Here is a 1,689-nt window from a genome sequence, read left to right on the forward strand (position 1 = left end):
TTGGTCAGGAAAGTCACGAGATTGGTCAATGATAAACGAAGTAAATTTGAATCCTGAGAAAAAAGAAGAAATGCGGGCGGCATAAAATTTAACTTGAGGCGACAACTAACTTGAAAAACTCCGTAACCATCGTTTTTCCAGAACCTATAAAGTCATCAAAAATTAATACTTCCGTGATCCCCCTTTTAATATCGTCCAAAGCTGCTTCAAAGTTAGAGAAAAGTAATTTTTCGCTCCAGCCCTCCAATGTAGCTAATTTATTCTTTAAAAATTGTAGGCCTGCAACAGAACCATCTATTTCATCACCATCAGATGTAGCAACCAGCACTACATTATCTGCTTTAATTTCCCATTCTTTTATTTTGTCGACTATCTTATATGCATTATTGTTCATGCATTTGTCATTCAAATGTTTAAGTCGCTTAAGCAAATCAATTACTAGCTTTTTACTTTCATCATCTTTGAGCTCTTCCCACAACGCTAAGATCCCTGATTGATACTCTCGATCATCTAACCATGGTAACTCTTTAGATAAACTATCTAGGGAATAGAAATCGTCCTCGGATGTTATCTCAGTCTTTATAAACATTATCAAAAACCTTAACTATTTAATTGCATGCCATCTATCTGCTAATGACCATGTTTTAAGTAATTCACCCTCTATGCGACCAGAACCAAAATCAAAGTACGGCTCGTCAAATATAACTTTCTTTCCTTTATAAAGTCTTTGAAAATTAGAGCGAGCATAACTAAAACAATTTCTGTAATGGCTTAATTGAGGTAGTTCATCTAAATACCTCTTTAGATTTTTCTCTGCTTCAAGTTCATTTTTATAAAAGCAAAAGTTCTTTATTCCTTTATCTTGATTAACCATTACAAAGTTACTGTTTCCAAAGTATCTTTCGATAATTGAGGGGTCCACTACTGGATAACCATTCAAACGAATTCCAACACAATGAGGCGCACTTGATAAGTAGCAACATAGAACCTTCGCTTCATCAAATACGAAATTTGCAGTAGGGTCATAGCTTTTCTTAAACCTTTCATAATCATCAATGAAAAACTGTTTTTTTCTTTCTAAATTAGACTCAGTAATTGTTTTTATATTATTTTTTAAGCCAGAACTACCTATTCGATATGTAAAAGACTTCGCTTCGATTATTAAATAGGTTTCCCCTATTCTTAAAATGATATCGATTTCTTCGTTGTCTTTTCCCGGTCTTTGTTCAAACCCTACATTCAGTACTTTACAAAAGATGTTTTTCAGCAGTTTATTCTTTCTAATCTGCTCTTCAAGAGTATCAACAAAATCCAGCTCAAAGAATCTCCCTTTGTTTTCACTTTTCTTGCTCTTAACTGCTGGCGCTACTTCTGTATTCACATAATAGTCGACAACTCTAGTAAACTGTCCTGTCAGTAATGTTGGAATACACAAGTGGATAGTTTCATCTATTTGATACAATGGCCTTATATACAAATCAGATTCTGTTAACATTTCTTTCTTATTAGTAAATAACTCGATTAATTGTTCTGCTTTCTTATCTGTAAAACCTGTGCAATAAGCGTAAGCGTATAGCTAACGACACCTAGCTTTGTTTAATGTTCCAAGGTAGCAGTGGCTCAAGGTTATCTGGCTGCTCAGCAAGGTACTGTAAGCATGTTGATATATAGTTATGCACCACAAGGTCA

2 protein-coding genes are annotated in these 1,689 nt (G+C 34.3%); both read right to left on the reverse strand.

What is annotated here, in order from left to right; genetic code table 11:
• Nucleotides 1-88: 88 nt before the first annotated feature.
• A complete protein-coding gene (locus H5187_RS23390) occupies nt 89-589 on the reverse strand; it encodes a hypothetical protein (RefSeq protein ID WP_182798458.1) in 501 nt (166 codons plus the stop codon).
• 15 nt (nt 590-604) lie between these two features.
• Nucleotides 605-1,495 (reverse strand): hypothetical protein, encoded by an 891-nt coding sequence (locus H5187_RS23395; RefSeq protein ID WP_182798459.1) that lies wholly within the window; start codon nt 1,493-1,495, stop codon nt 605-607.
• Nucleotides 1,496-1,689: the final 194 nt, after the last annotated feature.

It is taken from the genome of Pseudoalteromonas sp. SG44-1, assembly GCF_014164315.1.
Classification (GTDB): Bacteria; Pseudomonadota; Gammaproteobacteria; order Enterobacterales; family Alteromonadaceae; genus Pseudoalteromonas; species Pseudoalteromonas rhizosphaerae.